The sequence below is a fragment of the Flavobacterium ardleyense genome (genome assembly GCF_033547075.1).
Taxonomy (GTDB): domain Bacteria; phylum Bacteroidota; class Bacteroidia; order Flavobacteriales; family Flavobacteriaceae; genus Flavobacterium; species Flavobacterium ardleyense_A.
The window spans coordinates 387,841-412,679 of record NZ_CP137891.1; the positions used below are offsets into that span (position 1 = coordinate 387,841).

The window sequence follows — 24,839 nt, forward strand, 5'->3', positions numbered from 1 at the left end:
CTGTGTCATATATTTATAGAGCTATGCGTCGAAATTGGCGTTGACCCCGTAGGTGGTAGTATGTTTATTTTCAGCAAGTCGGCAATGCAAAACAATTATTTTTAAGAATTTATGATGATACCGAAAATGTGCGACCATCTACGGGGTCGAAAAAACCTATCCGAAATTCCTTGTCTATAAACATATGATCCCTACGGGATCAAACAAACATTTTTAAAAATTTATTTCGGAAGAACTTAGCAACATAATAATAAACAGTATTTCTAAAATCTTTTCTCTCCGACACTTATTGGCGGTATGCTGTCTTAATTTTGATAAAAGAAAAATAGTACCTCAACTATAAATTTAAAACAATTATATATGAAAAAGATAATAATAGAACTGACCGATGCACAATACAAAAAAATGGAAGCCCACAAAAAAAGAGGTGCTGAATTAAATGGATTGTCTGATAGTCTTTCTGGATGCAGTATTAAATTATGTTGCACTCCAGTTGAAGATTGGTTGGAAATCGAGATGAATGGCACTTTGGATTTGGGGGAAGTAAACTGGAAAATGGAATAGCATTATAGACAAAAAGAAATAATTCATATTGAAATTCAAAATAAAATAGACGAACTCCAGCGACGCCCTTCCGTGTTAGGGATGGGAGCGGCATCCTTTACTGCATTTTCGAAAATTTGAAACTTGAAAACTAATCGTTGTGGCAGTAAAGATATAGTGGACAGCCCGGCGGCGGCTTAACCAAAATTTGAATTTTAGCAGAGATGTTCTAGCCGACGCAACACCCAAATTCCAAAAAACGATATTCTAATTATTGAAGGTGCTCGCAGTCATTTCCTGAGGGTCAAAAAAATGATTCATAGGTCCATTTCCTTTACCAATAGAAATGGCTTTCGCCGAATTTATTGCCTTAAAAACATATTTATGCGCTGCTGCAATTGCTTCAAAAAGAGGCAGTCCTTGGGCTAAAAAACTAGCAATCGCAGACGAAAGTGTACATCCTGTACCGCGAGTATTTGGGGAATCGACTCTCTTTTGATCTATCAAATGACTTTTATTGTTGGCATCTAAATATAATGACGGAATGATGTTGGAACGGAGATGACCTCCCTTTACCAAAACAGCTTTCGCACCCATATCGCTGATTTTCTGAGCTGCGAGCAGCATGTCATCTGCCGAAATAACTGGAAAACCAACTAAATAAGCAGCTTCGTCTAGATTAGGAGTAAGCAAACTGATGAGGGGGAAAAGTTCTTTTTGTAAAGTATCTTTTGCATCATTTTGAATCAGGACAGTACCGCTACTTGAAATCATTATTGGATCTAAAATGACTGGAATATTTGGAAATAATTTTAAAATTTTAGCGATGCCCAAAATATTTTCGGCAGAATTTACCATTCCAATTTTAATCGCATCGGGTACAATATCCTCCAAAAGTAGGTGTAATTGCTCCGTGACAATATGGGCGGGGATTTCGAAAATTGATTTTACGGTCTTAGTATTTTGCAAAGGCAAAGCAGTGAGCACCGAGGTAGCATAACACCCCAAGGCCGAAATAGTCTTAATATCTGCCTGAATTCCCGCCCCACCACTGGCATCGAAACCGGCGATGGTTAATACAACGGGATATTTTCTTTGAGTTTTCATTTTTTAAAAATTGACCTTTTTAAAGTTCCAGTTATGAGTGTCAAATAATACGAGTTGGTTGCGCAAGACTTCCATGTCACAAATAAGTTTGAGAGTTTCGTGCGCCATCATGGTGCCAAGAACTCCCGGCAATGTACCAAGAACACCATTCTCACTGCAGTTTGGCACATCTTGAGCGCTTGGAGGTTCGGGAAATAAATCTCTAAGATTTTTTGAACTTTGATAATTAAATACTGCAAACTGACCTTGAAATTTAAAAATTGTTCCGTAAATAAGTGGCTTCTGGAGATTAACACAAATGTCATTTACTAAATATCTAGTTGAGAAATTATCCGAACCATCAACAATAATATCAAATTGCTCAAGGATTGAAACTGCGTTCCTCTCCGTGAGCTTTTCATCGAAAACCAGTAGATTGACATTCGGATTTTGTGCAACAAGAACCTCCCTTGCAGCTATAGCTTTGGATTTTCCGATATGAGTATCGTTATATAAAATCTGTCGATGTAGATTGTGAATTTCAACAGTGTCAAAATCTAAAATTCCCAATGTTCCTAAACCAGCTGCGGCTAAATATTGATGTATTACACAACCTAATCCTCCAGCGCCAATTACTAGTACCTTAGAATTCGCTATTTTATGCTGTCCCTCCATTCCTACTTCGGGTAACATGATCTGCCGATTGTACCTTAAAAAATCATTTAGTGAAGTCATATAGTATTAAATTTAGCTATAGATTTTATCCCAGTTTTTCCAAATTGGTTGATAGCCAACATTCGCAATAACTGCCGCTATTTCTATGGCCGAGCGTTCGTCGCTAGTTTCAAACTGCTCCAGAGATTCAATGTCTACAGCATAACCGCCGGGATTTGTTTTTGATCCTGCACTCATAGTTGTGATGCCTAGCGAAATCATATTATCTCGAAATTTTTCGTTTTCACGAGTTGATAGAGACAGTTCCAAATCTTGATTCCACAATCTATAAGCGAAGATTAGTTGTGCCAATTCTCTATCACTCATTACAAATTTTGGCTCCATAATTCCTTCAGCCGGTCGTAATCTGGGAAACGAAACTGAGAATTGAGTCTGCCAATATGTTTTTTGCAAATATTCTAAATGCAGTGCGTTAAAAAAACTATCGGTTCGCCAGTCTTCAAGTCCGAGCAAAACACCTACTCCAAGTTTATGAATTCCCGCTTCGCCAATTCGATCGGGTGTATCTAAACGGAAATCAAAATTTGATTTTTTCCCTTTGGGATGGTATTCTTTATAAATTTTTCGGTGATAGGTTTCTTGATAAACTAATACTGAATGAATTCCCGCCAAATGCAATTTTAGATATTCATCTGTATTTAAAGGCTGAACTTCCAGTGAAATATTTGCAAAATGAGGCTTCAAGATTTTTACGGCATTTAGAAAATAATAACTATCTACGGTAGAATTTGCTTCGCCCGTTACAAGCAAAATATGGTCGAAACCCGCGGTTTTGAGCGCTTTTGCCTCGAGCAGAATTTCTGAGTCAGACAGAGTTTTTCGCTTTATTTTATTTTCTAAACTAAAACCGCAATAGGTACAGATGTTTTGGCATTCGTTGCTAAGGTACATTGGCGCGTACATTTGTATAGTCTTGCCAAAACGCTTTTGTGTAAGCTCTTTACTCATCATTGCCATTTGCTCGAGATAAGGTGCTGCTGCAGGCGAAATCATTGCAATAAAATCGTTCAAATCCCGCTTGTTGGCAGAAAGGGCGTTCTCTACATCTGCAGAAGTACTTTGATATATCTTTTTCTGAACCTCATCCCAATCATATTTTTCGAAAATATCTTTAAACATATTTAGAAATTAAAGGTTTTAATTATTTAGAAACGAGGTCAACGGACTTGATGCAATGGCGAACGAATTTTGTTTTGCTAGCTTTGCTTCAAAAGCTTTTCGGCCAGCAATTACGGCGTCTCTAAAGCCCTCTGCCATCAATGTAGGATTTCCGGCCACGGCAATTGCTGTATTTACCAAAACGGCATCAGCACCAAGTTCCATCGCCCAAGCCGCGTGTGAAGGCGCTCCTAATCCTGCATCTACAATTACTGGAACTTTAGATTGCTCAATAATAATTTCGAGAAAATCGACAGTCTTCAATCCTTTATTGCTTCCAATGGCAGAGCCTAACGGCATTACCGCTGCCGTTCCAGCATCTTCCAAATGTTTGCACAAAACAGGATCTGCATGGATATAAGGAAGAACAATAAATCCAAGTTTTGCAAGTGCTTCGGTCGCTTTCAATGTTTCTATCGGATCTGGGAGCAAATACTTGGGGTCTGGGTGAATTTCGAGTTTCAGCCAGTTTGTCTCCATTGCTTCTCGCGCTAGCTCTGCGGCAAAAATCGCTTCTTTTGCATTTCTAGCCCCAGAAGTATTTGGCAATAGATTGGCCTTGCAGAATTTCAGTTCAGCAAGCAATCCATCGGTATCGGTTTGAAAATCGATCCGTTTGAGCGCCACGGTTACGAGTTCAGTTCCTGAACCAGAAATGGCATCTAGCATTTCTTTATTAGATCCAAACTTTCCTGTCCCTAGAAAAAGTCGGGAATTAAAAATCTTGTCGGCTATTTGTAATGATTGCATAGTTGGTAAAGTTGATTGTATAATTCTCGTTGATTGTCGTGACGCGTAATTGCGCCAGAAAGTGCTATTCCGTAAATTCCAGTTTCCAATATTGATTTTATATCAGTGAGATGAATTCCTCCGATGGCATAAATTGGAATTTCTATGTTGAGTTCGCGCAGTTTATTCATCGTGTTCTTGTATCCCGCAAGACTTAATATTGGACTTAAATGTTTTTTAGTAGTAGTAAATGCGTAGGGACCTAAACCAACATAACTGCAGTTTTCCTGAGAACGTTGTAAAACATCATCAAAAGTATTTGCCGTGCCACCAACTATCTTATCAGCTCCCACAATAATTTTGGCTGCTGAAATTGACATATCGCTGAATCCTAGATGAACTCCATCAGCATCAACTTCCTTTGCTATTGCTGGTGAGTCATTAATTATAAAAGTACAGCCGTATGACTCTATGGCTTTTTTAACCTGAATTGCAAGTTTTAGAACTTCTGTTTGAGAAGGATTTTTATACCGAAGCTGAATCCACTTTCCGCCCGCATCAAGAACTTTCTCGATGTTTAGCATTTGCTCTGCGGCAGTCTCACCTTGGGATATATATTGAATTTTATCATTCATTTTATTTATTCAATTTCATAGATTTAAATTTTTTTATAGGACATTCAGCATTCCATATAGTACCTAAAACAGCTACGTGATCAAATCCCGATTCGATTGCACTCTTCTGATTTCCTTCCTCGATACCGCCCAAAGCAACCAGTTTTGTTTCGAAATTCGTCCTAGATTTGACCGATTGAATTAAATCAACTTTTGACTTGTAATCTGGTTTCGAAATACTTGGATATATTGGACTTAGAAAAGCATATTCAAAAACTCTCGGCAGTTCATTAAAATCATTAATGCTATGAACAGATGTTGAGAGAATCAGCTTTTGCATATCAAAATCTTGTAGAATTTCGTGTCTTCTCGAGCGTGTTCTTTCATTAAAATGAATTCTGTTAATATTAAATTTTAGGCTTACGCCAAATTGCTGATGCAGAACAATTCTCGAATAATATTTTTCCTCTACCGAAGCTAAAAGTCTTTCTAATTCTTCCCTTGAACTATCAGGTTTTCGAAGATGGAAAATTTCTAAACCAGCATCAAAAAGTTGATTTATACAGCTAGCTTCATTGTGTAGAAATTTAGGACTGCTTACGACTATCATTGTTTAGGAATAAATTTCTTTGCCATTCAGAATGAATTCTTCTGATTTTTCCTGCATTCCCTTCTGGGCTACTTCTCGTATTTCTTGAGATATTTTCATAGAGCAAAATTTAGGTCCACACATAGAGCAAAAATGTGCCACTTTCGCAGCATCAGCTGGTAAAGTTTCGTCGTGGAATTCTCTTGCGGTGTCAGGATCTAGCGACAGATTGAATTGATCTTCCCATCTAAATTCGAACCGAGCTTTGCTCAATGCATTGTCGCGGTATTGAGCTCCAGGGTGACCTTTGGCCAAATCGGCGGCATGGGCAGCAATCTTATAAGTGATCACACCGTCTTTTACGTCTTTTTTATTTGGAAGTCCCAAGTGCTCTTTTGGCGTTACATAGCAAAGCATTGCCGTGCCGTACCATCCAATCATTGCTGCTCCAATTGCAGAAGTTATATGGTCATATCCGGGAGCAATATCTGTGGTTAATGGTCCTAGAGTATAAAATGGTGCTTCGCCACAAGTCTCGAGTTGCTTGTCCATGTTTTCTTTGATCATGTGCATTGGCACGTGGCCAGGTCCTTCGACAAATACTTGAACGTCGTGCTTCCAAGCAATTTTTGTTAGTTCGCCAAGCGTTTCTAATTCGGCAAATTGAGCAGCGTCATTGGCATCTGCAATTGATCCAGGACGAAGGCCGTCACCAAGAGAAAAAGCAATATCATATTGCTTCATGATTTCGCATATCTCTTCAAAATGAGTGTACAAAAAGTTTTCTTTGTGATGAAACAAACACCATTTTGCCATAATTGACCCTCCTCTAGAGACGATTCCTGTAACTCGATTTGCGGTAAGATGGATATATCGTAAAAGGACACCCGCATGAATTGTGAAATATGAAACGCCTTGCTCTGCTTGCTCAATTAGTGTATCACGAAAAATTTCCCAAGTTAAATCTTCTGCCACACCTTTTACTTTTTCGAGTGCTTGGTAGATTGGCACAGTGCCGATTGGTACGGGTGAATTTCGAATAATCCATTCGCGGGTTTCGTGGATATTTTTACCAGTCGATAGATCCATAATGGTGTCTGCTCCCCAACGGCAAGCCCAAACCGCTTTTTCTACTTCTTCTTCGATGCTTGAAGTTACCGCGCTATTTCCAATATTAGCATTGATTTTTACAAGGAAATTACGTCCTACAATCATGGGTTCACTTTCGGGATGGTTGATGTTATTAGGAATAATCGCTCTTCCAGCCGCAACTTCACTGCGGACAAACTCCGGAGTAATTTCTCTTTTCGGCGTGTTTGCACCAAAACTGTTGCCCGCATGCTGCATTGAAATTTTAGGATTCTCACTTTCAAATTTATGAAGTTGCTGATTTTCACGAATCGCGATATATTCCATTTCAGCTGTGATAATCCCTTTTTTGGCGTAATATAATTGACTTACATTAGCACCCTTCTTTGCACGAAGTGGTTTATGCAAATACTCAAAACGCAGATGTTCTAACTCTTTATTATTGAGACGTTGTTGACCATAATCTGACGAAATTTCCATTAATTCTTCTACGTCATTCCGGTCAAGAATCCATTGTTCGCGAATTCTTGGCAGTCCTTTGCGAATATCAATATCTATATTTTGGTCGGTATAAGGACCTGAAGTATCATAGATTGTAACTGCGGGGTTTCGCTCAATTTCCCCATTGGAAAGTTTGGTGTCGTGGAGGTTTATTTCGCGCATTGCCACTTTGATGGGATGCAGTTTTCCATCGACATAAATTTTTTGCGAACCCGTAAATGGCGTTCTTGAAATTTCGTTATCTGAATTTTTCATTATGCTTTTTTATATTTTTATTTAATAGTACAGGTACGTAAAAAGACTAACCGCCTTGAGTGGCAGTAATAATTAGAATAGAATCTGAAGAAGAGAGGTTATGATTTGCCCAGTGAACTTTGGGAATCACAGTATTATTTACAGCGACAGCAATGCCACCTTGTTTTTCGGGCATTTCGATGTTCATCAAATCCTGAATACTCAGATTTTGTTCGGGAAAACGTCTTAGTTGATTGTTGATTGTAAGTTCCATTCCAGTTTTTTTTAGGTATAAAAACTTTAGGAATGGCTACAGAAGTGCACACGAATGCGCATAACGAGTCATCTTACTTTTCCCTACGGCAGTATGAACTGCATCAGGTTCAGAGGGTAAAATCTCAGCCTACATTTTGTAGACACCCCTAAAGTCGGGACAAATATAAAGGAATATAATTGGTAAAAACAAACTCAATTTTTGGATTTTATGAAATTTCGCTAATTGAAAGCTTAGAAAGTCGGGTATTTAGTGCTGTAAAAAAGACTTTTTGAAACAAAATCCTTTGGCTTTTTACTTTAATAATTTTTGGATTAAAAATAGGTTTGACTAAGATTATTTCATGTGAAATATATGCAACATTATTTTCTATAAGCATTTGATGAATGCGAGATTATAAATAAAAGTGGTATTTAAATATTTGACAACTTGATAATTGGGGATTTATGATAATCGTAAAGGTGCGACCACCTACGGGGTCGTAGAAGATTTACGCAAATTATCTTCTATAAACATGTGATCCCGCTGGGTTCAAGAATTACTGTGCTACTTTAATATTCGTCAAGTTAATATTTGGAGGAATTCTAAACATTTGGAAAGATCATCTGCCTATTCTAAAAAAATCTACTGAGATGATTTTTATCAAATTATATGATGCTTGAGAAATCTCATCCTCTTTATTGGACATTAAGTCAAAATAAATTTAATTCTGAATGTTACCTTTTACAATCTACAGCGAAGTCATTTTGTGTTAGGGATGGGAGCGGCATCCTTTACTGCCCAACAAAAATTTGAATTTTGAAAACTAATCGTTGTGGCAGTAAAGATATAGTGGACAGCCCGGCGGCGGCTTAACGTATATTTGAATTTTAGCAGGGAATTTCTAGCCGACGCAACACCCAAATAATTATAAAAATGGAAATTGTCGGCAAAATGTCGGTAAAAACAAATGGGGTAGAACTTCAAATCATGGCTGGAAACATCTATAAATAAAAAAAGCTTCTCAGTTGAGAAGCTTTTGGTGCGGATAATAGGACTCGAACCTACACGCCTTGCGGCACCAGATCCTAAGTCTGGCATGTCTACCAATTTCACCATATCCGCGTGTAATTGTGGTGCAAATATACACAAGTTTTTTAATTGCAAAACGTTTTTTTGAAAAAAATTTTAAATTATTTTTCGCTAATTTTGAGGGACAACAAAAAATCAAAAATAAGCAATGGAAAAGAACGAAATAAACAAATATGTTCAAGAAAATAAAGACAGACTTGTTGATGAATTAATGGAACTTTTGAGAATCCCATCCGTAAGCGCTGATGCTACCTACTCCCAAGATGTAATTGAGATGGCCGATGCGGTGAAAGCGAGCCTTGAAAAAGCTGGCTGCGATGTGGTGGAAATTTGTGATACGCCTGGATATCCAATTGTTTATGGACATAAAATTATAGACCCTGCCCTGCCAACGGTTTTGGTGTATGGACATTACGACGTTCAGCCGGCAGATCCATTAGAATTGTGGACTTCTCCTCCGTTTGAACCTGTGATTAAGAAAACTGAAATTCACCCTGAAGGTGCTATTTTTGCTCGTGGAGCCTGTGATGACAAAGGGCAAATGTATATGCACGTAAAGGCTTTTGAATATATGATCAAGAGTAATACGCTGCCTTGCAACGTGAAATTCATGATCGAAGGTGAAGAAGAGGTTGGATCTACGAGTCTCAGCTGGTTTGTGGAGCGCAACCAAGAAAAACTGAAAAATGATGTAATTCTGATTTCGGATACTGGAATGATTTCGAATAAACAGCCTTCGATTACTACTGGATTGAGAGGTCTTAGTTATGTAGAAGTGGCAGTTACAGGTCCAAATCGTGATTTACATTCTGGCTTATACGGTGGTGCAGTAGCGAACCCGATTAATATTTTAGCGAAAATGATTGCGTCGTTGCACGATGAAAATAATCATATTACGATTCCTGGTTTCTACGATAATGTAGAAGAGCTTTCGACTGAGGAGCGTGCTGAAATGGCAAAAGCGCCTTTTGATCTTGAAGATTACAAGAAATCTATTGACATCAAGAATGTTTATGGCGAAAAAGGATATTCTACAAACGAGCGTAACTCGATCCGTCCTACGCTTGACGTAAACGGAATTTGGGGTGGTTATACTGGTGAAGGTGCCAAAACGGTTATCGCTAGTCAGGCTTTCGCCAAAATTAGTATGCGACTGGTTCCAAATCAAGATCATCACGAGATTACTGAATTGTTTCAGAAGCACTTTGAAAGTATCGCGCCTGACGCGGTTACTGTAAAAGTTACTCCGCATCACGGTGGTCAAGGGTATGTAACTCCAATTGATAGTATTGGATACAGAGCAGCGAATAAAGCATATACTGAAACTTTTGGTGTTCCTGCGATTCCTGTCCGTTCAGGTGGAAGTATTCCAATTGTGGCATTATTTGAAAAAGAACTGAAAAGCAAAACGATTTTGATGGGATTCGGTCTTGATAGCGATGCGATTCACTCGCCAAATGAGCATTTTGGAATTTTCAATTACTTGAAAGGAATTGAAACTATTCCGTTGTTTTATAAGTATTTTGTGGAGATGAGTAAGTAAAATCTTCCGCATTTATAAATAGAAAATCCGTTCGGTTTGAGACTGAACGGATTTTTTTTGTTTAATATTTTTTGAAATTTAGTCAGATTTGAAACTTGATTATTTCTTTTGAGAATCGATTAATTTTTGAATTTCTTCCCAACTATAATAGTGAAAAGTTTTGCCGTTACTCATTGCAACAAATAATCCTTGTGAAAAACTTCCCCCCAAATTAAGATTCGTCACGTCTGCTCCATCGCATTCAATCGTATTTGTTGGTATTTCGGCTATTACTGAATGATGATTTTTATTTCCTTTTGCTCCTTCTCTTGGATACACCATAAAAGTATTTGCCTGCTGATTGGAAACCAAGATATAGCCTTCGGTTTTTGAAGTATTATAAATCGCAATTCCTTCATTGTCACTTACAAAATCTCCCTGTCCGAAAATAGCAAGTTCTGTATTGTCCTGAAGTGCTGGATCGGCATAATATTTACGGATTCCGAATTGCTCATCAGAGTATATAGACAAATCCCAAATCGTTATCAACTGCAATTGAATCAATTTCCTTTTTACCACTATAATTCCCAAACTTTCTAACAACTTTCGCCTGAACTTCTCCTTTACCATTATCGCTGAGTTGATATTGCCATAAATAAGTTCCAGAAGGTCCATTTTTTCGACCTACAATTGCAAAAATCGCATTATCAGTTTTTCTAGTATAGATTGCAATTCCCATTGGGGCTCTCAGGTCTTCTCCTTCAAAAACAGATATTCCGCCGTTGTCAATAGCCTTTAATTCTGGCAAAGTAAAGATTCTAATTTTATTTGTTTCACGTTCTGTCGTAACGGCAATATCTATTTTTTTCCCATTTAAAAATAAACCATAAACGACATCCACATTATTAGGTCGCTTCAATACTTGAGATTTGCCAACGATAGTTCCTTTTAAGTCAAAGGCGTACAAACCACCTTCTGTGTCTTTGTCTGTTCCTATAATCAAACTTTTTGAAGCATCGACCGGATTAATCCAAATGGCAGGATCGTCTGTGTCGTGCGGTAATTTTTGGGTAATAATAGTTGGTTTTAAAGCATCTTTTCGGATTGAAACAAGCTTATCACTACAAGATATCGATGCGAAAAGTCCAATTGTAACTGCTATTTTATATAAATTTCTCATCCTACTGCTTTTGTATTAGCGTTTTATATAAAATATTTCCGTCGGCATCAACGACTTGTGCAAATAATTTTGAATTGGTTATTGAAAAAGTCATAAAACCAGCTTTTTCGGCAAAAAATAGTGTCCCTTCTCTTGCTCCACTAGGACGAACGGTACAGGCTGATCCTGACAGAAATTGGGTTGTATACCGTCCTTTTGGCTTTATAATTTGCAAATCGTGCTCGTGTCCGCAGAAATAAGCATCTACCTTGTACTTATCGAAAACACCTGCAAAATTCTTTTCGAAACTTTTAGTTTCAGCACTACTCTTACGTTTTCCGCCACTATACAAAGGATGATGACCCACAACAATTTTCCACGTTACTTTCTTGTCAGTTGTCGCTAATTCTTTTAACAACCACTTTTTTTGAGTCGTAGTATCTTGAGCTTTCATAGATTCACTCATTCCAGAATCTGCATCATAATACTTTTCGATAAATGGAGAAGTATCCATAAATAAAACTAAAACCTTGTTTCCATCTTCCAATTCGAATTCCTTTTTATAATATGTGGAAGGCATATGCCAACGTCGGCTGTGATCTGAATAATCAATCTGAGCTTGCACATTTCCTCTGTGATCGTGATTTCCTAAAGTTGCATACCAATTATTTTGCAAACTATAATCAGTGTAAATATTCTCGAAAGAGGCAGTCCAAGAATAATCTTTAGTGCTCTGAACGCCGTTTGGATAAAAGTTATCTCCTACAGTTATCACAAACTCAGATTCAATTGTAGCGGCGGCTTTTCCCATCTGCTTTGCTACTTCTTTTTGATGAAACTGACCATAGCGACCGAAATCACCCATCAATAAAAAATTTAGACTATTATCAACCTTTTGTAAGTTAGAAATGTAACCTTCGGAATATCCCGATAATTCCTTTTGCTGAACTTCCTGAGCATTAACAGTTTTAAAAAATAATACCGATAAAAAAATTAAAATTATATTTTTCATTTTTGTGAATTATAAAAAGCAGAACAGCATTTTACTACTATTCCACTTTTTTATTTATAAATAAATTATTAAAAATCTAATTTCAATCCCACATTGTAGCGAGCTTGGTAATATTCTACTTGCTGCGTATGTTGTTTAACTCCTTGATAATAGCGTAATGGCTGATTTGTTAGATTATTCGCTTCCGCAAAAAGCCGAAGTTGTTTAGTAATTTTGAAAGATGCATTTGCATCTACAAAAAACTGTTTATCATAATAAGAATCTCGGTCAGCGTCAGGTCCTAGCTCGTCTAAATAATCAGAAGTAAAATTGGTAGAAACTCTTGCGGAGAATCGTTTATTTTCCCAAAAAAGTGAACCGTTGAACATATGAGGAGTTGTACCAGGCAAGCTTACATTTGCTCTTTCATTTCCATCTTCATCTGCAATTCCCTTAGCTTTTGACTGTGTAAAGGTGTAATTGATATAAACTCCAAATCCTTTTAAAATCTTGTTTTCAAAGAAGTCAAACTGTCGCTGAAAGGCAACTTCAAATCCGTAAACATTCACATTATCTCCGTTTCTAGATTGCACAAAACTCCAGTTTTCGCCACTAGGAATTGGATTAATCTGCTCTGGAAAGCTATTTCCAAAATCTACAGAAGTAAAAGACTGACTGCTATATTTATAAATAAAATTATTTAGACTTTTATAAAATGCTCCCGCCGAAATTAGACCAACGGATTTAAAATAGTTTTCCGCCATAAAATCATAATTAAATGAGGTTGTCGCTTTCAAGTTCGGATTCCCTGCTGAGATCTGCATTTCGGCAGCGTTATTATTCACAAAAGGCGCTAAATCGTAATAGTTGGGTCTTGCCAAAGCGGTTGTAAAAGCGGCTCTCAAAACCAAACTTTCCGTCGTATTATATTTAAACGTAAGACTCGGCAAAATGTTTGTATATGAATTCTTGGTCGTTATCACATCTTCAATCTGATCTTCGTCCAAAACGCGATTTGCGGTATAATCGATATTTGTGTTTTCAATTCGAACTCCGGTGATCATCGTTAATTTTTCATTTATATCTTGATCCCATCTAATATATGTAGCAAGTAGTTGCTCTTTTGCTTTATAATTTTGCGTTAGAAATTTAGATGCATCTGAGTCCTTTTCAAACAAAGTTCCATTTTCCAAATCTAAATTTCCTAAAAATGACGTTGAAGCAAAAGTTCCTGCAACATATTTTGAACCTGGATTAAATCCAACTCCGTCAAAATAATCTGTTGGTACAGCTGACAGCGTTGAAAGATGATCATTCAAAGGATCAAATGAATAAAAGTTATTATCTCTCGATTTTTCCTTTAATCGCATTCTTAAACCCGTTCTAATTCGACCCTTTTCTCCTGAAATAACCGAAAATGGAAATCTGAAATTTAATTTTGCTCCTAGTTCGTCCTCGCTAGTATTGTTGGTATTCTCGGTAACAGAATTTAATTTGAATTTATCCAGAGATTCACCAGTTGTAGATATTAATGGAAAATAATTATCGGATAAGTCTTGAGTCAGCCCTAGTCCTTTTTGACGATATTCGATATAACGCTCCTGCGGTCTGAACTCACTAGCTTTGGAATAATTTAATGTCCAATCTAAATCTAAATTAGAACTGATTAAATGCTCTCCTCTCAAGGCATAATTCTGAACTCTCTGATCTTCTAACCTTGTATTTTTATTGCGACTATTATCTGCGCCACCTTTGGTTTGTCTCTTAACTCTTCCATCAAAACCGGTTATTGATTCTCCCTGATAGATCGGTTTAATATCATCGTATGTAGTTCTAAAACGATTTTCACGATCATCTCTCCAGTTGTAGATGGCGTTTGCGAAAATAGTATGGTTATCATTAAATTTATAATCTAATGAAAGTGCGCCGCTACGTCGTATCCTTTGCACATCATACTTTCTTATTTCAGCTTTTGATAAATAGTCATTCCCAAATTTGTCTTTAGTCCAAACATTTTCGATGTTGTCAGAACCATAGGTATTGTTGTTATAAGATCCGCTAAAAACCACTCCAAGCTTACTATCAAAAAGACGGTTTCCATAGACAAATCCTGCCGTATAAGTGCCTTTTTCACGGATTGGCATAAAACCTCCAGCGAGAGTTGCGGAGATTCGCTCACCATTTGGAGTTGCTCGAGTTACTAAATTCACCGATCCTCCAATAGCATCTGCATCCATATCGGGAGTTAAAGTTTTGTTGACTTCGATTGTTGAAATCATATCTGACGGAATCAAATCCATTTGAACATTTCTGTTGTTTCCTTCAGCAGATGGAATTCGATCACCATTTAGCGTAACCGAATTTAAAGATGGTGCCAATCCTCTAATAATGATATTACGAGCTTCGCCCTGATCATTTTGCATCGTTATTCCTGGAACCCGTTTAAGTGCATCGCCGACATTTGCATCTGGAAAGCGACCTGCTTGATCGGACGAAATAATATTCCCAATTGTGCTGCTATTTTTCTGCTGATTTAATGCTTTCGCTTGTCCCTTCAATGCATCACCAATAATGACCTCATCAAGCTCCAATCCCGAACCTAATTCGAAATTTATAACAGTATTTCTGCCGTTGCTCACAACAATTGTCTGAACAGAAGAAGAATAGCCCATATATGTAACCTCCATTTCAAAAGTTCCTTCCGATACATTTAAAAATTCAAAACTACCGTTATGGTCTGAAATTGTATATTTTTTTTGTTCGTGAATAGTAATTATCGCTCCAGGCAATGCAAGTTTGTCCTCAGAATCCAGAATTTTTCCAGACACGATACCCTTCTGTGCGAATCCAAATAATGTTGTTAAAAAGAGTAATGCAAATAAGTAAATCTTCTCCATTGTTGATTTAATAAATTAATTAATTTCTGATGCAAATCTAGAATCACTGTGTTAAGCTAAATATCAGTTAGAATTAATTAGCGGTTAAGAAAATTCACAATATGTTAAATCAAAAATGGTGTAAAACACAAAAATCCATTCTTTGTCAGAATGGATTTTTTTTCTTCTAATGAAAACTGCTCCAAATTAACCAAGCAGTTCTACAAATAAAGTATTACAGTCTACATCAAAGCCAAAATCTCTTTTTTATATCGATCATATTCGCCTTGCATAATCAATCCATTATCCAAAAGCCTTTTGTAATTCTGAAGTTTGTCAAAAAGTTCGTCTTGCGATAAATCTGTCAAACGTTTCTCGCCCGCATTTGTAGATTCCGTTTTTGGTTCTTCGTAAAGTTCATAAGAAGTAGATGGAATTATTTCAGCGAAATTCGTCACTTCCTCCGCTTCTACTTCCTCGACTTCAATAACTTCAGGTTCTTTCTCATCATGCTCAATTGGAAGTTCAAAAACGCTGATTTCTTCCTCAATTGGAGAGTCGGCGGCCAAATTTGGTTTTGGAGCTTTTAATTCTTCAAGTCGTTCTTTGGCGTAAGTATATAATTTCCGAACCTGATTTTTTGGCAGATATTCCATTGTATGAGTAATATCAGATTTTGTAGTAAATGTGAATTCAGCGCCCAAAATTCCTTCTTTTACAAACGACGCATTTACATCTTCCCAGTCATAATCTATGAATTCCATCGACAAGCCTAAATTCTTTGGTCGGCACAAAATAATTCGCTTATTTGTTACCACAATACTATCGGGAAGTATGGTCATCGCCGGCATTTTCTGAACCGCAATATATCCTATTTCCTCAGATTTCATTAGCAAACTTTCTAGCTTTGCGCTAATTTTTTCAATCGCCTTTGGATCTTGATCTTCGTTTAATATCTTTTTTAAATTATCTAACATCGCTCGTAGCTTTTATTTTTTCTATTTTCCTAATTCCTCAATTTCCTTTTGAATCTTCTTGGTCAAGCTCACAAAAACTAAATTATAAGAGTCTTGCAACCATTCCAAAACCAACTTATCCGATGCATCTTGATTGATTGCAACCGTATTCCAATGCACCTTGCTCATGTGATAACCGGGCGCGACCGCCTCATATTCCTGCCTGAGTGCAATCGCTTTTTCTGGATCGCATTTCAAATTTATAGCGGGATTACCTTTTTCCCAACTATCAAGTCCAGTCAAGCAGAACATTTTTCCGCCGACTTTAAAAACTAAAGTATCTTGATCAAACGGAAAAGCTTCACTCGTGCCTTTTAACGAAGCGCAAAAATCATATAATACTTCAATGTTCATAAATCTTAGTAATGCAACGTTTCAATTCTATACAGAATTGGTTTGCTCGGGCTTGCATCATTTTCAAACGAGGCAATCTGCAAATTCAGCAAATAAGTCCCGTCTTCAATAGCATCTCTCACAAAAATCATTTCGGTTATAGTGGCATCCATTCTCGCATCGGAATTCAAATTGTCAACATCTGTAACATTCCAAAACGCTTTATGAGCCAATAATTTCCCATCATCTTTCTCCTTATCCACACTCGGCAAGTCAACTAACAGATGTTTTATTCCACTCTTTTTGCAAAAATTCGCAGCATCTTCAGTCAGATATGGCGGATTTGTATTGGAATAATTATTATTCTTTTTTGATTTTAAATTTGGAAGTGTTCGAATAATCAAAGCCTCAGTATCTTCAAAATGATCTTGAGAATTTGACTTTTCAAGTGCCAACATCAGCTGTTTTTTACTGATAACCAGATCTCCTTCGCGTTCTTCTGGTTGAATTGTAAGTAGTTCAGCGAGGAAAAAAAACTGTGTTAGACACTTATTTATGCTAAAAAATTCTCGCGTAATATGCCCAACACATTCGGTATGCGTCCCGTGCCCATGCGGATTAAAGAAAATATTATTAAAATTCGTACTGCTCCCTTCCGAAACTTTCCCGACCCATTCGCCAAAAACCTGAGGCTCAATTTTCGGCTGCTCAATATACCACGCAATCGGATTTTCGCCATCAGCCGTAATCGGAATGGAAATATCCAGCGGTTTCGACAAGTCTACTCTAAAATTTCGAATCTGTGCTTTCATAAAATTATTGGGATTACTGCTTATCAAAGATAAAAATTATAAAGAAGTTTCAACTTTTCAATTCTCCTATTGAGTAAGATTTTTTTTCAGGAGCTAAATCCCGCTTTCTACTACAATCTGCAAGCACAAATTCCTTGTGCACAATGCGCGGCAAGGAGCTTCCGTTGGTCGCTCTTGCTGCGCAGTGCACAATGTCATTTGCCACTTGCAGGATTTTCGCGACAATCGGGGCTAGGGCACTTATTTTCAATTCAAATATCGTGAATAAAGTGAATATGAAATTTTAAGAGTAAAAAAGAAACGTTATTCCACCAGAAAAAGATCACTAGCAATTCCGTCGCTGAGAAATTTTCCTTTTGCTGTAGTCTTTAAGATTCCATTTTCTAAAACAAGTAAACCATCATCGCAAAATTTTTGAGCGCGATCTATTAAATAATCCGAAATTTCAGTTCCAAAGTTATTCTGAATAGTTGAAAGTGAAATTCCCCAAATAGTTCGAAGTCCCGTCATTACGGTTTCATTATAACGATCTTGACTGCTCAAGATTTCCTGTTCAAAATCTCGTTTTTTAGATGTAATTCCTTTGATGTACTTAACGTTATTCGGAATGTTCCAAGAGCGGGATTTTCCGTCATAACTATGTGCCGAAGGGCCAATTCCGATATATTTCTTGCCCAACCAGTAACTTGAATTGTTCTGAGAGAAGTAACCTTCTTTGCCAAAATTCGAAATTTCGTAATGTATAAATCCTCGTTCTTTTAATTTGTCCATCAAAAAAGCAAAGTGTTCCTGAGCAATTTCATCTTTTGGCGCTTCGATCTTTCCTTCTTTTATAAGTTGAAAAAGTGCAGTTCGAGGTTCGACAGTTAGTGCGTAAGTCGAAATATGTGGCACGCCAAACGAAAGCGCTTTTTCGATATTCTGTTCCCACTGCACTAATGACATTCCAGGAATTCCGTAAATCAAATCAATCGAAATATTATCGAAATACTTTGCCGCCGCTTCCAAGCATTTTGATGCTTCTTCGGCGTTGTGCGCGCGATTCATCATTTTTAAATCTTCTTCAAAAAATGACTGAATCCCAATTGACAATCTATTTACTGGTGTTTTAGAAAGCTCTATAATTCGCTCAGGACTTAAATCGTCTGGATTTGCTTCGAGGGTAATTTCAGGATTATCTACAACATCATATTCTTGATACACTTTGTCGATCAGAAAAATGATTTCATCATTGCTCAAAACCGATGGCGTTCCTCCGCCGAAATAGATGGTTTCAATTTTTTCATTTACTGCTTCATTTTTACGAATCGTAATTTCTAGCGCTAATGCCTCAACCATTTCTGTTTTGTACTTCATTGAAGTCGAAAAGTGGAAATCGCAGTAGTGACACGCTTGTTTGCAGAAAGGAATATGAATATAAATACCAGCCATAGAATTTTGTGGAGTTGAAAGAATAGTTCTAAATGAATTTTGATTTCGAGATTACTTCCGAACCTTGTCTTCATTTTGTTTTACAAAAGCGTCCCAGCCAGTATAGCTTTTCTCACCGGTTGGTTTTCCCGAATTAAAAAAGTGACAAACCGCAGCCGCTAAACCATCAGTGCTATCTAAGTTTTTTGGAAGTGTTTTCAAACCCAATAATTGCTGAAGCATTTTGGCAACCTGCTCTTTGGAAGCATTTCCGTTTCCGGTAATTGCCATTTTTATCTTCTTCGGTTCATACTCAGTAATCGGAATTTGTCTCGAAAGTCCCGCCGCCATTGCAACGCCTTGCGCTCTTCCTAATTTTAACATTGACTGTACGTTCTTACCAAAGAAGGGTGCTTCAATCGCGATTTCGTCTGGATGATGCGTCTCGATAAGTTCGATTGTACGTTCAAAAATCACTCTCAATTTCTGATAATGGTCGTCGTATTTATTCAAAATTAATTCGTTGAGCTGGACGAATTCCATCTTCTTCTGCACGATCTTTATAATTCCAAAACCCATAATTGTAGTCCCAGGATCTATTCCTAAAATGATGCGCTCGTTTACCGATTTTATTTCCTTATTTTGCAGCAATGATTTTAATTTCTCACAAAGCTAAACAATTCTTGGCCGTTGTCGCCAAACTTTTGGTTGTGGCGGCGGCATTTTATTTTATCTACTATAAACTCGCCAATGATGAAGCGGTAAAAAGTGGTTTGTTTCTAGAAAAGATTCAAAGTAACTTTAGTTTTACAGCAATTTTTATCTTGCTTTTGCTGAGTTTTCTAAATAGATTTCTCGAAATTATAAAGTGGCAAAACCTTATTTCTACCATCAAGAAAATTTCGATTGGCGAAGCAAGCAAGCAAGTCTTGGCCGCTCTTACACTATCGATTTTTACACCAAACGGAATTGGGGAATATGCTGGAAAAGCGTTATTCTATCCAAAAACGCAGACCAAAGAAATTGTATTTTTAAATCTGGTTTGCAACGGAATTCAGATGATTCTATCAATCCTTTTCGGAATTGCAGGCTTGGTTTGGTTTAATCAAATTACCAAAATAATTTCGAACACTCAGTTACTGCTAGCTTTTGGAATTCTTGCAGTAATTATAGGATTGGTTGTTAGTTTACAGAGAATTGAAATTCGCGGGTATTCAATTCAAAAACTTTTCGAAAAGATAAATGCAATTCCCAAGAAAATTCACAGGAAAAATATAGGATTGGCTATTTCGCGTTATATGATATTTTCGCATCAAAATTTATTACTCTTTGTACTACTCGGGGTTGAGTTGCCATACTTTACAATGATGGCGGCGATCACGGCGGTATATTTTCTGTCATCTTCATTGCCAGCATTTCAAATGTTTGACTTTGCAATTAAGGGAAGTGTCGCTTTATTATTCTTTGCTCCACTTGGGGTTGAAGATTGGATTCCAATTTTAGTAACTACGATTATGTGGTTTCTAAATGTGGTTTTGCCCGTTGTAATCGGAAGTTTTTATGTCATGAAATTCAAACTGAAATGATTGTACTCTATACGCTAATTGGATTTTACATCGTCTGCTATATTTTCAGCATCGTGCGATTGTGTTTGGGCTTCAATAAGATTAAAACTTTTAAAGCTGATAATTCTGAAGCGAGAACTAGATTTTCGGTAATTGTTCCTTTGCGAAATGAAGCCGAAAGTATTTCTGAGCTCTTAACAAGTTTCGAAAATATAAAATATCCATATTCTCTATTCGAAATAATATTTGTGAATGATGATTCGACCGATAATTCTGCTTCAATCATTAATAAATGGCGAATGCTGAATACTGCAATTGCCACCACAATGATCGAAAATGTGAGGATGAGCAATTCTCCCAAGAAAGATGCGATAAACCGGGCGATTCCGATTGTACAATATGAGTGGATTATAACCACTGATGCCGACTGCAGGTGGAATGAAAAGTCTATCTCCACTTATGACAATTATATTCAGAAAAATGATGTGAAGATGATTGCATCGTCGGTAGTTTATGAAAAAGCAAAAGGATTTCTTGAACGTTTTCAACAGATAGATCTGATTAGTTTGCAAGCAACCACGATTGGAAGTTTTGGTTTGAACAATGCTTTTATGGCAAACGGCGCGAACTTCGCCTATCAGAAATCTTTTTTTAAGGAACTAAATGGATTTGAAAGTGATAATAATATTGCTTCGGGCGATGATGTTTTTTTGCTTCAAAAGGCTTTCGCCAAATATCCGCAGCAGGTTCGATACCTGAAATCTGAAGACACAATTGTGACAACTTCGGCTGAAATTTCGTGGAAGAGATTGTTTAATCAACGAGTACGTTGGGCTTCGAAAGCCACATCCTATCAAAGCGAATATGGCGAAATGCTCGCGGTGTTTGTATTTATAGGAAATCTTTCGTTTGTTGTGAGTGTAATTATGGCTGTATTTAACTTATTGCCATTACAGATTCTGGCAGTTATAATAATCGTAAAGTACCTAGTTGACTTGTGGCTTCTAACTTTGGGGAATAACTTTTTGAAAGCAGAAAAAGTGATGATTCCGTTTCTTTCGGCAATTATCTATCCTTTCTTCAGTGTTTTGATTGGATTTTATATTCTGATTTTTGGAATGAAGTACAATTGGAAAGGTCGTCAATTTTAGAAACAATATTTCAATTGAAACCTAGAGCCCTAGCCCTGATTGTCGCGGAAATCCTGCAAGTGCCAAATGACATTGTGCACTGTGCGGGAAGAGCGACCAACGGAAGCTCCTTGCCGTGCATTGTGCACAAGGAATTTGCGCTTGCAGATTGTAGTAGAAAGCAGGATAAAGCTCCAAAAAAATATTCTAATGTTCCATTTTAAGAATCACCGGAAGTATAAACTGCGTCTTTACTGGAGTCCCACGCTTTAATGCTGGGTGAATTTTGGGAAAATCGATCAGTCGGTGGCGCAAAATACTATCTATTTTGATGGTGTCATAGGCGATGCTATCCTTCGGAAAATGGGGTTCAAATTTGATGGTCGAGTCTGGGAAAACCGTAACTTTTACTTCAATAGTGTCGAGTTCCGGATACAAAACCGACAGTGTATCGAAATTGAGTTTGTGCTGAATAGTTTGAGTGAGGAATTCGAAAAAACACTGTCGCTGCAACGCTTCATCGTCAATTGTTTCACAATTTGGAACCGATGGAAATTCGTCTACTTCGTTCCAATTAATACTTTGAAGCTCTTCTTTAAGCAACTTTTCTTTGTTAGGCACCTTATTGCCTGCAAAATCGCAGGAGCAAAAAAGCAAGGCAAAAGCGATAATTGAAAGATATTTTTTTCTCATATTGTCGTGTCAGAAAAAACACTTTTGTATCTTTAAAAATACAAATTTTAATTGCCAAAAGTACTAAAAATAAATTTTATGGATTTACTTCTAATTGTTCTTGGTTTTTGTTGCCTAATTACTGGGATTGCGGGCAGTATTCTACCGGTAATTCCCGGAACTCCATTAGCGTGGATTGGACTTTTGTTGCTGTACTTGGCACCATCAATTCCGATGAATTATTGGGTTTTGGGCATCACTCTAGCAGTTGCACTAACAGTTGCGATTCTAGAATACGTAGTTCCCGCAAAGGGAACGAGACGGTATGGAGGTACAAAATATGGTATTTGGGGCACCAATATCGGCCTTGTACTAGGTTTGATTGCTCCTATTCCATTTGGAGTGATCATTGGCCCCTTTATAGGAGCTTTTGTTGGGGAATTTGTTTTTTCTAAGCAAAGCCATACCAATTCTTTTAAAGCAGCTACGGGGTCATTTATTGGATTTTTGGCATCAGCATTTATCCAATTTCTGGTTTGTGTGATTTTCTTGGGGATTTTTATTGGTGTGGTGTGGGATTACAGGGAGATTCTGTTTTAAGACTTAGTCCACCGCCTTTAAATGCTTTGGTATTATTATGCTTGCTCGTAATTTTGATGGTAGTACGAGTTGTATGCTTGGAATAGCAACTTCATAGAAAAAACAATCTTAATTCTTAATTTGCACAACTTCTTGGGGACATAATCTTTTGACATACATAGAGTGAAAGTTGCTTAAATTAAAAAAAGCACTTCAATTTTGAAGTGCTTTTGTAAAAAGTAGCGGTCTGGACGGGACTCGAACCCGCGACCCCATGCGTGACAGGCATGTATTCTAACCAACTGAACTACCAAACCTACTATATTTCTGCGAGTGCAAATATACTACACTTTTTAGATATCCAATCATTTAAAATCAAAAAAGCCATCCACAAAGTGGAAAGCTTTTCATTGGTTTAACTACTAAACCGGCCCATCTCTGGGCAAAACAACACAACTACTTTTGGTGCTTATATTGGGCAAAAAAGCACCTCATTTCTGAAGTGCTTCTACTCAATTTAGCGGTCTGGACGGGACTCGAACCCGCGACCCCATGCGTGACAGGCATGTATTCTAACCAACTGAACTACCAAACCAACTGCCTTATTGCGAGTGCAAATATAGGACTCTTTTTGATTTGCGCAATACCTTTTGACACTTATTTTTAAAAAACTTTTGCTCTATTATTTAAACCGCTGTTTTTCTACTAGATAGGTGGTCATTATTTTTTCAAAATTTTCTGAAACCGATACAGGAACGTACTTAATTTGATTTTGCGCACATCGCATCTCTACCTCTTTAAAGTAACTGCTAACTCTTTTCTCATATTCGTCCTTTATTGAATCGGAATATAAGTCAATGGTTTCGCCAGATTCCAAGTCAATGAACTTTCGAGGAGCGCTATCAAAATCGAAGTTCATTTCGGTTTCTTTGTCATATACATGAAATACAACTACTTTGTGCTTATTGTGCTTTAGATGCTGCAAAGCATTGAAGAGTGCCTCTTGATCTCCTGACTGAAACATATCTGTAAAAAGTACTATCATCGAACGTCTGTGAATCTTTTCGGCAATAAGATGTAAATACTTGGTAGTATCTGTTTGCTTTGTTTCTTTGGGCGTATCAAGAAGTTTCTCTAGCTGATCCAGCAACATTCGGTGCTGCCTGCCACTTCCTTTTTCGGATGCGTAGAATTCGTACGAGTCACTATAAATACTTAGTCCAACAGCGTCTCTCTGTCTTTTAAGTAAATTCATCAATACTGCTGAAGCCAAAGCCGAAAATCCAATTTTCGATTTAAAGAATTGATCATTCTTACCTAACTTTGGGTAGTGCATTGACGAAGAATTGTCAATTATTAAATGGCACCGTAAATTGGTTTCTTCTTCAAAGCGTTTAGAATATAATCTATCCGTACGAGCATACAATTTCCAATCAATATGCTTTGTGCTTTCGCCAGCATTGTAAACCTTATGCTCCGCAAATTCTGCAGAAAAGCCGTGAAATGGACTTTTGTGCATTCCAGAAATAAATCCTTCGACAACCTGATTTGCTAATAGCTCTAAATGTTCAAATTGTGAAACGGTCTGTATTTGTGATTCGATTTTCATATATCCAAATATAAGCAGATAAAACTAATGTGTCTGTGACTGCAGTTGAAATTATAAGGCAAAAAAAATGCCCAACATTTGTCGGACATTTTTAAATCTTATATGAGATGAATTACAACGCTGAAGTAATTGAATCTGCATAGGTTTGTTTTGGAGAAACTCCAACGTGCTTCTGAACAACCTCACCGTTTTTGAAAACTAAAACAGTTGGAATATTTCTTACACCATATTTTGCAGCAAATTCTTGATTAGCATCTACGTCTAACTTTCCTACTACAGCTTTTCCTTCAAATTCAGAACTTATTTCATCAATGATTGGACCTACCATTCTACATGGACCGCACCAAGCTGCCCAAAAATCTACTAATACTGGTTTGTCTGATTTTAATACTAATTCTTCAAAATTTGCATCTGTTATTTCTAATGCCATAATTATTATTTTTTTAAAGTTAATTGTCGTTTGAAAGAAACAAATTTAAGGAATATATTCTACTATTCTGTTAATAAAATCCATATGGCCTTCTTAAATTAAGCTTCATAAA

The 24,839-nt window shown here is 37.1% G+C and carries 23 protein-coding genes, 3 tRNA genes, 1 pseudogene and 1 riboswitch; of the genes and pseudogenes, 5 read left to right on the forward strand and 22 right to left on the reverse strand.

Annotation, left to right across the window (positions count from 1 at the left end; genetic code table 11):
• Window positions 1–360: 360 nt before the first annotated feature.
• The gene (locus SBO79_RS01675; protein ID WP_318641309.1) at window positions 361–564 is read left to right on the forward strand and encodes a hypothetical protein; all 204 of its coding nucleotides are present in this window, start codon (window positions 361–363) and stop codon (window positions 562–564) included.
• Window positions 565–810: 246 nt separating this feature from the next.
• Here the strand turns inward: SBO79_RS01675 and thiD are convergent, their stop codons facing one another.
• From thiD to SBO79_RS01720, 9 genes are all read right to left on the reverse strand, one after another.
• Entirely contained in the window at window positions 811–1,650 is an 840-nt protein-coding gene (thiD, locus tag SBO79_RS01680; protein ID WP_318641310.1) for a bifunctional hydroxymethylpyrimidine kinase/phosphomethylpyrimidine kinase, read from the reverse strand.
• A 3-nt stretch (window positions 1,651–1,653) separates the two neighbouring features.
• Window positions 1,654–2,364 (reverse strand): HesA/MoeB/ThiF family protein, encoded by a 711-nt coding sequence (locus SBO79_RS01685; protein WP_318641311.1) that lies wholly within the window; start codon window positions 2,362–2,364, stop codon window positions 1,654–1,656.
• 12 nt (window positions 2,365–2,376) lie between these two features.
• Entirely contained in the window at window positions 2,377–3,483 is a 1,107-nt protein-coding gene (thiH, locus tag SBO79_RS01690; RefSeq protein ID WP_318641312.1) for a 2-iminoacetate synthase ThiH, read from the reverse strand.
• Window positions 3,484–3,501: 18 nt separating this feature from the next.
• A complete protein-coding gene (locus SBO79_RS01695) occupies window positions 3,502–4,272 on the reverse strand; it encodes a thiazole synthase (protein ID WP_318641313.1) in 771 nt (256 codons plus the stop codon).
• The gene (locus tag SBO79_RS01700) at window positions 4,254–4,886 is read right to left on the reverse strand and encodes a thiamine phosphate synthase (RefSeq protein WP_318641314.1); all 633 of its coding nucleotides are present in this window, start codon (window positions 4,884–4,886) and stop codon (window positions 4,254–4,256) included. Before SBO79_RS01700 ends, SBO79_RS01695 begins: the two co-directional genes overlap by 19 nt.
• Window position 4,887: 1 nt before the next feature.
• Window positions 4,888–5,475, reverse strand: a complete 588-nt coding sequence (locus SBO79_RS01705) for a thiamine phosphate synthase (protein WP_318641315.1) — start codon at window positions 5,473–5,475, stop codon at window positions 4,888–4,890.
• A gap of 3 nt (window positions 5,476–5,478) precedes the next feature.
• Entirely contained in the window at window positions 5,479–7,299 is a 1,821-nt protein-coding gene (gene thiC / locus SBO79_RS01710) for a phosphomethylpyrimidine synthase ThiC (RefSeq protein ID WP_318641316.1), read from the reverse strand.
• A 46-nt stretch (window positions 7,300–7,345) separates the two neighbouring features.
• Window positions 7,346–7,552 carry a sulfur carrier protein ThiS gene (thiS, locus tag SBO79_RS01715; protein ID WP_318641317.1) on the reverse strand — a complete coding sequence of 69 codons (207 nt, stop codon included), beginning with the start codon at window positions 7,550–7,552 and terminating at the stop codon, window positions 7,346–7,348.
• A gap of 63 nt (window positions 7,553–7,615) precedes the next feature.
• Window positions 7,616–7,712: riboswitch (TPP riboswitch) on the reverse strand.
• Window positions 7,713–8,571: 859 nt separating this feature from the next.
• Window positions 8,572–8,656, reverse strand: a tRNA-Leu gene (locus SBO79_RS01720).
• A gap of 115 nt (window positions 8,657–8,771) precedes the next feature.
• On the opposite strand from SBO79_RS01720, the gene SBO79_RS01725 reads away from it, so the two are divergent.
• On the forward strand, window positions 8,772–10,166 hold the full coding sequence (locus SBO79_RS01725) for a dipeptidase (protein WP_318641318.1): 1,395 nt from the start codon (window positions 8,772–8,774) through the stop codon (window positions 10,164–10,166).
• A 99-nt stretch (window positions 10,167–10,265) separates the two neighbouring features.
• Here SBO79_RS01725 and SBO79_RS01730 read toward each other — a convergent pair.
• The 8 genes and pseudogenes from SBO79_RS01730 to ruvC all read right to left on the reverse strand — a co-directional run bounded on the left by SBO79_RS01730 (window position 10,266) and on the right by ruvC (window position 19,393).
• A pseudogene (locus SBO79_RS01730) lies at window positions 10,266–11,325 on the reverse strand (phytase).
• Between the two features lies 1 nt (window position 11,326).
• Window positions 11,327–12,316 (reverse strand): metallophosphoesterase, encoded by a 990-nt coding sequence (locus tag SBO79_RS01735; protein ID WP_318641319.1) that lies wholly within the window; start codon window positions 12,314–12,316, stop codon window positions 11,327–11,329.
• A 68-nt stretch (window positions 12,317–12,384) separates the two neighbouring features.
• Complete coding sequence (locus SBO79_RS01740; RefSeq protein WP_318641320.1) at window positions 12,385–15,192, reverse strand: TonB-dependent receptor; 2,808 nt, start codon at window positions 15,190–15,192, stop codon at window positions 12,385–12,387.
• Between the two features lie 221 nt (window positions 15,193–15,413).
• The gene (locus tag SBO79_RS01745; RefSeq protein ID WP_318641321.1) at window positions 15,414–16,148 is read right to left on the reverse strand and encodes a PH domain-containing protein; all 735 of its coding nucleotides are present in this window, start codon (window positions 16,146–16,148) and stop codon (window positions 15,414–15,416) included.
• 21 nt (window positions 16,149–16,169) lie between these two features.
• The gene (locus SBO79_RS01750) at window positions 16,170–16,541 is read right to left on the reverse strand and encodes an MmcQ/YjbR family DNA-binding protein (RefSeq protein ID WP_318641322.1); all 372 of its coding nucleotides are present in this window, start codon (window positions 16,539–16,541) and stop codon (window positions 16,170–16,172) included.
• Between the two features lie 5 nt (window positions 16,542–16,546).
• The gene (locus SBO79_RS01755; RefSeq protein WP_318641323.1) at window positions 16,547–17,332 is read right to left on the reverse strand and encodes a cyclase family protein; all 786 of its coding nucleotides are present in this window, start codon (window positions 17,330–17,332) and stop codon (window positions 16,547–16,549) included.
• Window positions 17,333–17,635: 303 nt separating this feature from the next.
• Window positions 17,636–18,763, reverse strand: a complete 1,128-nt coding sequence (gene hemW, locus SBO79_RS01760; RefSeq protein ID WP_318641324.1) for a radical SAM family heme chaperone HemW — start codon at window positions 18,761–18,763, stop codon at window positions 17,636–17,638.
• Between the two features lie 51 nt (window positions 18,764–18,814).
• A complete protein-coding gene (gene ruvC / locus SBO79_RS01765) occupies window positions 18,815–19,393 on the reverse strand; it encodes a crossover junction endodeoxyribonuclease RuvC (protein ID WP_318641325.1) in 579 nt (192 codons plus the stop codon).
• On the opposite strand from ruvC, the gene SBO79_RS01770 reads away from it, so the two are divergent.
• Together SBO79_RS01770 and SBO79_RS01775 are read left to right on the forward strand one after the other, a co-directional pair.
• Complete coding sequence (locus SBO79_RS01770; RefSeq protein WP_318641326.1) at window positions 19,393–20,328, forward strand: hypothetical protein; 936 nt, start codon at window positions 19,393–19,395, stop codon at window positions 20,326–20,328. The genes ruvC and SBO79_RS01770 overlap by 1 nt on opposite strands.
• Entirely contained in the window at window positions 20,325–21,458 is a 1,134-nt protein-coding gene (locus tag SBO79_RS01775) for a glycosyltransferase (protein WP_318641327.1), read from the forward strand. The genes SBO79_RS01770 and SBO79_RS01775 overlap by 4 nt, the downstream gene beginning before the upstream one ends.
• Before the next feature lie 186 nt (window positions 21,459–21,644).
• Here SBO79_RS01775 and SBO79_RS01780 read toward each other — a convergent pair whose 3' ends face one another.
• On the reverse strand, window positions 21,645–22,130 hold the full coding sequence (locus tag SBO79_RS01780; RefSeq protein ID WP_318641328.1) for a hypothetical protein: 486 nt from the start codon (window positions 22,128–22,130) through the stop codon (window positions 21,645–21,647).
• Between the two features lie 78 nt (window positions 22,131–22,208).
• Here SBO79_RS01780 and SBO79_RS01785 point away from each other — a divergent pair, with 78 nt between their 5' ends.
• Window positions 22,209–22,709, forward strand: coding sequence for a DUF456 domain-containing protein (locus SBO79_RS01785; protein ID WP_318641329.1), 501 nt, complete (start codon window positions 22,209–22,211; stop codon window positions 22,707–22,709).
• A 222-nt stretch (window positions 22,710–22,931) separates the two neighbouring features.
• Here SBO79_RS01785 and SBO79_RS01790 read toward each other — a convergent pair.
• The 4 genes from SBO79_RS01790 to trxA form a co-directional block, all read right to left on the reverse strand.
• Window positions 22,932–23,005: transfer RNA gene (locus SBO79_RS01790), tRNA-Asp, on the reverse strand.
• Between the two features lie 204 nt (window positions 23,006–23,209).
• Window positions 23,210–23,283, reverse strand: a tRNA-Asp gene (locus SBO79_RS01795).
• Window positions 23,284–23,370: 87 nt separating this feature from the next.
• The gene (locus tag SBO79_RS01800; RefSeq protein WP_318641330.1) at window positions 23,371–24,297 is read right to left on the reverse strand and encodes a DUF58 domain-containing protein; all 927 of its coding nucleotides are present in this window, start codon (window positions 24,295–24,297) and stop codon (window positions 23,371–23,373) included.
• A 112-nt stretch (window positions 24,298–24,409) separates the two neighbouring features.
• Complete coding sequence (trxA, locus tag SBO79_RS01805; protein ID WP_318641331.1) at window positions 24,410–24,727, reverse strand: thioredoxin; 318 nt, start codon at window positions 24,725–24,727, stop codon at window positions 24,410–24,412.
• Between the last annotated feature and the right edge of the window lie 112 nt (window positions 24,728–24,839).

What these genes read in the sequence shown, in the direction of transcription:
- thiS (WP_318641317.1), bottom strand. Translation starts at nt 7,552, where the DNA reads ATGGAACTTACAATCAACAATCAACTAAGACGTTTTCCCGAACAAAAT.
- thiH (WP_318641312.1), bottom strand. Translation starts at nt 3,483, where the DNA reads ATGTTTAAAGATATTTTCGAAAAATATGATTGGGATGAGGTTCAGAAA.
- thiC (WP_318641316.1), bottom strand. Translation starts at nt 7,299, where the DNA reads ATGAAAAATTCAGATAACGAAATTTCAAGAACGCCATTTACGGGTTCG.
- SBO79_RS01700 (WP_318641314.1), bottom strand. Translation starts at nt 4,886, where the DNA reads ATGAATGATAAAATTCAATATATATCCCAAGGTGAGACTGCCGCAGAG.
- SBO79_RS01785 (WP_318641329.1), top strand. Translation starts at nt 22,209, where the DNA reads ATGGATTTACTTCTAATTGTTCTTGGTTTTTGTTGCCTAATTACTGGG.
- SBO79_RS01770 (WP_318641326.1), top strand. Translation starts at nt 19,393, where the DNA reads ATGATTTTAATTTCTCACAAAGCTAAACAATTCTTGGCCGTTGTCGCC.
- SBO79_RS01800 (WP_318641330.1), bottom strand. Translation starts at nt 24,297, where the DNA reads ATGAAAATCGAATCACAAATACAGACCGTTTCACAATTTGAACATTTA.
- SBO79_RS01725 (WP_318641318.1), top strand. Translation starts at nt 8,772, where the DNA reads ATGGAAAAGAACGAAATAAACAAATATGTTCAAGAAAATAAAGACAGA.
- SBO79_RS01705 (WP_318641315.1), bottom strand. Translation starts at nt 5,475, where the DNA reads ATGATAGTCGTAAGCAGTCCTAAATTTCTACACAATGAAGCTAGCTGT.
- SBO79_RS01675 (WP_318641309.1), top strand. Translation starts at nt 361, where the DNA reads ATGAAAAAGATAATAATAGAACTGACCGATGCACAATACAAAAAAATG.
- thiD (WP_318641310.1), bottom strand. Translation starts at nt 1,650, where the DNA reads ATGAAAACTCAAAGAAAATATCCCGTTGTATTAACCATCGCCGGTTTC.
- SBO79_RS01685 (WP_318641311.1), bottom strand. Translation starts at nt 2,364, where the DNA reads ATGACTTCACTAAATGATTTTTTAAGGTACAATCGGCAGATCATGTTA.
- SBO79_RS01735 (WP_318641319.1), bottom strand. Translation starts at nt 12,316, where the DNA reads ATGAAAAATATAATTTTAATTTTTTTATCGGTATTATTTTTTAAAACT.
- SBO79_RS01695 (WP_318641313.1), bottom strand. Translation starts at nt 4,272, where the DNA reads ATGCAATCATTACAAATAGCCGACAAGATTTTTAATTCCCGACTTTTT.
- hemW (WP_318641324.1), bottom strand. Translation starts at nt 18,763, where the DNA reads ATGGCTGGTATTTATATTCATATTCCTTTCTGCAAACAAGCGTGTCAC.
- SBO79_RS01755 (WP_318641323.1), bottom strand. Translation starts at nt 17,332, where the DNA reads ATGAAAGCACAGATTCGAAATTTTAGAGTAGACTTGTCGAAACCGCTG.
- SBO79_RS01745 (WP_318641321.1), bottom strand. Translation starts at nt 16,148, where the DNA reads ATGTTAGATAATTTAAAAAAGATATTAAACGAAGATCAAGATCCAAAG.
- SBO79_RS01780 (WP_318641328.1), bottom strand. Translation starts at nt 22,130, where the DNA reads ATGAGAAAAAAATATCTTTCAATTATCGCTTTTGCCTTGCTTTTTTGC.
- SBO79_RS01750 (WP_318641322.1), bottom strand. Translation starts at nt 16,541, where the DNA reads ATGAACATTGAAGTATTATATGATTTTTGCGCTTCGTTAAAAGGCACG.
- SBO79_RS01775 (WP_318641327.1), top strand. Translation starts at nt 20,325, where the DNA reads ATGATTGTACTCTATACGCTAATTGGATTTTACATCGTCTGCTATATT.
- SBO79_RS01740 (WP_318641320.1), bottom strand. Translation starts at nt 15,192, where the DNA reads ATGGAGAAGATTTACTTATTTGCATTACTCTTTTTAACAACATTATTT.
- trxA (WP_318641331.1), bottom strand. Translation starts at nt 24,727, where the DNA reads ATGGCATTAGAAATAACAGATGCAAATTTTGAAGAATTAGTATTAAAA.